4 protein-coding genes are annotated in these 6129 nt (G+C 67.1%); 1 reads left to right on the top strand and 3 read right to left on the bottom strand.

Annotated elements, in window-relative coordinates:
* Positions 1–46 precede the first annotated feature (46 nt).
* The 3 genes from QRO95_RS02960 to gap all read right to left on the bottom strand — a co-directional run bounded on the left by QRO95_RS02960 (position 47) and on the right by gap (position 5225).
* A complete protein-coding gene (locus QRO95_RS02960) occupies positions 47–1423 on the bottom strand; it encodes a DUF3999 domain-containing protein (protein WP_285301631.1) in 1377 nt (458 codons plus the stop codon).
* Positions 1420–4095, bottom strand: a complete 2676-nt coding sequence (locus QRO95_RS02955) for a DUF2339 domain-containing protein (RefSeq protein WP_285301630.1) — start codon at positions 4093–4095, stop codon at positions 1420–1422. Before QRO95_RS02955 ends, QRO95_RS02960 begins: the two co-directional genes overlap by 4 nt.
* Positions 4096–4220: 125 nt before the next feature.
* The gene (gene gap, locus QRO95_RS02950; RefSeq protein WP_032127866.1) at positions 4221–5225 is read right to left on the bottom strand and encodes a type I glyceraldehyde-3-phosphate dehydrogenase; all 1005 of its coding nucleotides are present in this window, start codon (positions 5223–5225) and stop codon (positions 4221–4223) included.
* Between the two features lie 193 nt (positions 5226–5418).
* Between gap and QRO95_RS02945 the strand changes: the two genes are divergently transcribed.
* The gene (locus QRO95_RS02945; protein ID WP_019338734.1) at positions 5419–6048 is read left to right on the top strand and encodes an OmpW family protein; all 630 of its coding nucleotides are present in this window, start codon (positions 5419–5421) and stop codon (positions 6046–6048) included.
* Positions 6049–6129: the final 81 nt, after the last annotated feature.

Genomic DNA, 6129 nt, shown 5'->3' with positions numbered 1-6129 from the left:
TTACACGACCAATCCACCCACGAGGGGCTGCGCCGTTCGCCGGAACCTACGCCGAAGGCGCAGGCTTCTGCCGAAGCAGACTGACCGCCAGGCCGCCAACAACCAACACGCCCAACCCCAGCAACGCCCACAACAGCCACGACTTCCAGTCGTGCTGCGGCTTCAACGCCGCATCGCCGGCCAGCGGTTCCGGGCTGCCTTCCAGGCGCGCCAGCGTCGGCTGCCACGACGGATCATTGCGCTGCCGCAGCTCCTCGATCAGCACACCGATCGGCGCCTCCATCCGGCGCGCAGTCGAGCTGCCCACCGCCAGCGCATACGGCGCCGCGCCCTGACTCAGGAACACCAGCACTTCCGGCTGATAACCCAGACGCAGGGTTGGAGCCGTTGCCGTTTCAGCCGGATTCGCTACCAGCTTCCAGTAACGATCCCGATGCACGCCGCCCAGCGGCTGCGCGGCCGATTGCTGACGCTGGCCCTGCGCGCCCTGCTGCAGCTGATAGGCAATCCACGGTGCACTACGGCGCTGCCATTCCGCGCTCTCGTCATCGCGGCTGAACAATGTCCACTGCACCAGGCTGTTGTCGGTGCTGGCCACGTCAGCGCGCGCCGCCGGGAAGCGGCCATCCATCTCGAAGGTGTATTCGCCCTTGCGCTTCGAGGTCGGTTCCAGCGACAACCACTCCCACGGCAGTGTGGCCGGTGCCGGTGGCAGCTCGGCCAGTACGCTGCGCAACGTTGGCAGACGGGCATCGCCCTGCGCCAGCACACGCAGATAGCGCGCTTCACCATCCACCTGCAGACGGCGCTGCAGCAGGCGCTTGCCGGCGCGCTGCAGATCCACCAGCGGAATGTCGCGGCCAATCGCACGCCAGTGCTGCAGGTCGTCGCTGACGTCCAGCTGCACCTGTGCCTGCAACGGCTGGCCACTGTCCGCCCAATCCAGCACCAGTGCCGCCAATGGTTGCTGGCCGAGCACGCTGGCATCGATCAGCCAACCGCCCTGCCCGTTCGCTACCGCACCACCACCCACACGCGCCTCGACCCGGCGTACGCGACCATCGGTATCGCGCTCGGTCAGCAACTGCAGGTCGTTGCGCTGCGCTTCGGCCAGCGGCGGCAACGCGAACCACGGCAGCTCACGCTGCACCGGCGGCTGTGCCAGCGGCTGGTCCGGCGCCAGCAACGCCGACGGCAACGATTGGCCGGCGGCATTGAACACCTGCACATCGCCCAGGTCCGCACTACCGGCGCGACGGTAGATCGCCGGTTCCAGCACGACACGGTAGGCACCCGATTGTGCGCTGGACAACGTCAGCGGCCACTGCTCGGCGTACTGGGTACGGTAATCGGCGGCCTGTGCGGTGACGGCGGCCAGCATGCCGAACATCGCCGGCAGCAGCGCCCTGCTCCACGTCTTCATTGTTTTTCCTCCACGGTCGGCGCCGCGCTCGGCGGTGCCGGCGCCAGATAACCCACGACCGTGCACAGCAGGCCGTAAGCGATGAACGATGCGATGCCCAGCAGGTTGCCCAGGTGCTGGCGATCTACGATGACCAACTTGGCCAGCACCACGCCCATCAGCACGGCACCGACCATCCACAACACGCGCTGGCCGCGGCGCGAGCCCCACACCCAGGCAATCACGCCGAGCACGCTCCACAGCACGGTCAGGCTGGTCTGCGCCAGGCTGAAGCGCATCATCGACGCGTTCCAGGACAGGCCGCCCCACTGATGCACGCCATGCAGCACAACGCTGGTCAACGCGACGAAGGTTGCCAGTGACAGCAGCGGCATGCGGATACCCAGCAGCGCCTGCGGCGCCTGATCGCTGTACAGCCAACGCGCCAGCAGCAGCAGGCTCAGCCACTGCCCGATCTCCGCCGGATTCAGCACCGGCAGCCACAGCAGCGGCGCAGCATCGCCCGGCAGCAGCTGGCCGGACAGCCAGCCGATCGACAACAGGCCGAACAGCACGCACTGCAGCGGCTGGCGCACGCGATCGAACGCTTCACCCAGCGGCCAGCGCAGCGCATTCCAGCGCCACAGCGACAGCGCCGCCATCAGCAGCCACGGCAGGGTCACCAGCAGCGTCGTCCAGCCCTGTGCCAGATCGGCCTCGCCACCGCCCCACAGAGCCAGCAGCGAAAGCAGCGACGGCCACAGCAGCCACCACAGGAACTGCGCGATGCGTGCCACGGTATTGCCGCCTTGGCGCAGGCACAGCAGCGTGCGCACGCCCAGCACCGCGAACACTGCCCAGGCCAGCGCGCCGTAGCCGGCGAACGGCTGATGGTGCGCGTCGCTCTGTATCAGCGCCAGTGGGAAGCCCAGCGCCAGCATCGCGAGTGCGGTCATCCCCAGCGCACGCGCCGGCTGGCGGCGCTGCACCTCGGCGGCCAGCCATGCGGTCACCGCAGCCAGCACCAGCAGTGCATCCACTTCGGTGCGGTACGGGAAGAACCGGGTGATCTCGTGCACCAGGCCACCCAGCCACCACAGCAGGCCCCACAGGTAGTAGACCAGGGCAATCTCGTGGCGCTGCCTGCGCTGGTAGCTCCAGGCCGACGCGAAGCCGGCAACGGCCAGCAGCAGTGCACCGATCGCGGTCGGGTTGAGCAGAAAGCGCAGGTCCTCATGCCAGTGATCGCCACCGGCCACGAAAGCGAACGCCGCGCCCATCTGCAACAACGCACCGGACACCTGCGGCAGCCAGCGTTTCTGGCGAAGGCCCAGCCAGGCCAGGCCTGCACCTTCCAGCGCGAACACCGCGCCGGTGGCACGCGCCGACAAGGCCAGCGGCACCGCCAGCGTGGCGAAGCCCACCGCCAGCACCGCATGCGACTGCGCCAGCACGGTGTACGACGCGCGCGCAATCAGTGCCCGCGCCAGTACGGCGTAGATCGCCGCCAGGCCCAGTGCGCACAGCGCCAGCGTCATCGGCTGCTCGTGCAGCATGCCGGACTGCAGCGAGAAGGCGACCAAGGGCGTACCGAACACCAGGCTGCCGTCGACCAGGTCACGCCGCCCGGCGGGCTCCCGGCGTGCGTACAGCAGCGGGATCAGCAGGTAGAAGGCGAAGAACAGCAGCAGGAACGGCTCGGTGCTGCTGAACTTGTCCGGCGCGTACTGCAGCACGCCCCAGAACGTACCGATACCGAAGGTGAAGGCGAAGCCCAGCAGGTTCAGCGCGCGCCACGGTCGGAACCAGGCAATGGCGAAGATGCCGGCGTTGAGCACCGCGTAGTAGCTGAACAACCCCACGTGGTTGCCGCTGCCGGTGGACAGCCACAGCGGTGCCATGAAGCCTGCGAGGATGCCCAGCACCGCCAGCGTGCGCGAGTTCTGCACCACCGCCAGCACGCACAGCCCGGCCACCAGCGCGATCGAACTGGCGAAGGCAAACCCGGGGTTGAGCAGCTCGAACCGCTTGAATGCGGCGAAGATGGTCAGCAGCAGCACGCCGATGGCACCGCCCTGCAGCGCCAGTGCGAACAAGCGCCGGCGCTCGCGCTGATGCCAACCGAACGCCAGCAGGCCCAGCGCACCCACGGTGACACCGGCCAGGCGCAGCTCGATCGGCAGCACCAGCCAGCCCTGGTCACTGACGTACTTCAACAGCGCGGCAACACCGGCCAGCAGCACCAGCATGCCGATCTTGACCGGCACGTTGCCCTCGGTGAACCAGCGCTTGACCGCTCCGATGCCGCGCTCGATGAAGTTCGGCAGCGTCGGTTCTGAAGGCAACGGCGGCTGCACTGGCACGGAAGGCACCGGCGGTGGTGCGACCGGGCGCAGCGCCTCCGCTGCCGCAGGCACCGGTTCGTGCACCGGCGGCGGCGTTGGCTGGGGGGGAGGCGGCGCGGCAGCCGCCACCGGCCGCAGGAACGGTGGATCGGCACTGGCCGCAGGCATGGGCGCAGCCCGTTCCGGCGCAGGCTCGGCTGCAACCGGGCGGGCGGCCGGCGCGGCGGCCAAGGCACCTTCCAGCGCGGCCACACGGCGGCGCAGGCCGGCAATCATCACCAGCGCTACCACCAGCAGCAGCGGGATGGCCAGCAGAACCAGTACCACCAGGGCTATCAATGCTTCCATTGCATGCTTCCATTGCAATCCCGCGCCCCAGCGGCAGCGGTCGACCGCCCCATGCTACGACAGGGCTGGCCCCATAAACGACGAACCCCGGCCAGGCCGGGGTCCGCGTGCGATCTTGGCCAGCCTTACTTGGCGGCGACGACCTTGGCCATTTCCAGGCACTTGTTCGAGTAGCCCCACTCGTTGTCGTACCAGGTGACCAGCTTGACGAAGGTGCCGTCCAGGGCGATACCGGCTTCGGCGTCGAACACCGAGGTGCAGGTCTCGCCGCGGAAATCGGTGGCCACGACCTTGTCTTCGGTGTAGCCCAGGATGCCCTTCAGCGGGCCTTCGCTCTGTGCCTTCACTTCGGCGCAGATCTCGGCGTAGGTGGCTTCCTTTTCCAGCTCGACGGTCAGGTCGACCACCGACACGTCCGAGGTCGGGACACGGAAGCTCATGCCGGTCAGCTTCTTGTTCAGTTCCGGGATGACCACGCCGACGGCCTTGGCCGCACCGGTGGACGACGGAATGATGTTCTCCAGGATCCCGCGGCCACCACGCCAGTCCTTGTTGGACGGGCCATCGACGGTCTTCTGGGTAGCGGTAGCCGCATGCACGGTGGTCATCAGGCCACGCTTGATGCCCCACTTGTCATTGATGACCTTGGCCAGCGGGGCCAGGCAGTTGGTGGTGCACGACGCGTTGGAGACGATCGCCTGGCCGGCGTAGGTCTTGTCGTTCACGCCGTAGACGAACATCGGCGTGTCGTCCTTCGACGGAGCCGACATGATGACCTTCTTGGCGCCGGCATCGATGTGCTTCTGCGCGGTTTCCTTGGTCAGGAACAGGCCGGTGGATTCGATCACCACGTCCACGTCCACTTCGTTCCACTTCAGGTTGGCCGGGTCGCGTTCCTGGGTCAGGCGGATCTTCTTGCCGTTGACCAGCAGGTCGTTGCCCTGCACCGCCACGTCAGCCTTGAAACGGCCGTGCACGGAGTCGTACTTGAGCATGTACGCCAGATAGTCCGGCTCCAGCAGATCGTTGATGGCCACGATTTCGATGTCGTCGCCGAAGTTCAGCACCGCCGAGCGCAGGACGTTACGCCCGATGCGACCGAAACCGTTGATACCAACCTTGATTGCCATGTTCTCAAGCTCCTGCGGCCGCGACGGGTGCGGCGGGATGGATAGGGCCCACAAGTCTAGCAAACCGGGGCTGGCCACCGCCGGCCAGCCCCGGCAGGCAGCAGGCCGGCGGACAGGATTTGATCCGGATCAAAGCGTTAGCGCGATGTGAGGCCGAGACTGGCCGCATCCACCCAGCAACGAGATCACCCCCATGCGCAAGACCTCCCCCCTGATCGTGGCCAGCCTGGCCGCCGCCCTGTCCCTCGCCGCCGCCCCGGCCATGGCCCAGTCCAAGGGCGACTGGACCCTCTCCGCCGGCGTGCACCAGGTGGCCCCGAAGTCGAACAACGGCTGGCTGGCCAACCACACCCTGAAGGTCGACGTCGACAACGACGTCAAGCCGACCATCACCGGTGAGTACTTCATCGCCGACAACCTGGGCATCGAAGTGCTGGCCGCGCTGCCGTTCAAGCACGACATCAACATCAACGGCCTGGGCCGCGTAGGCAGCACCAAGCAGCTGCCGCCGGTGGTGACCGTGCAGTACCACTTCAACAGCAAGGGCAAGGTGTCGCCGTTCATCGGTGCGGGCGTGAACTACACGACCTTCTTCAGCGAAGACACCACCGGTGCGCTGAAGGACAGCCGCCTGAAGCTGCAGGATTCGTGGGGCCTGGCCGCGCATGCGGGCGTGGACTTCGCGATCGGCGAGAAGGGCGCACTGCGCGTGGACATGCGCTGGATCGACATCGACAGCAAGGTGAAGTTGAATGGCGAGAAGATCGGCACGGTCAACATCGATCCGCTGGTCTACGGCGCTTCGTACGTCTTCAAGTTCTAAAGCGGTGTGTTGAGCGCGGGGGCTTCGCCCCCGCTCCCCCGCTACACGCAAAACCCTCGCAGCATGTTGCCCCGGTGATTG

The organism is Stenotrophomonas maltophilia group sp. Smal13, assembly GCF_030236855.1.
GTDB lineage: Bacteria > Pseudomonadota > Gammaproteobacteria > Xanthomonadales > Xanthomonadaceae > Stenotrophomonas > Stenotrophomonas maltophilia_A.
The sequence above is the reverse complement of the archived record's forward strand: the minus strand, read 5'-3'. Positions and strand labels throughout refer to the sequence as shown.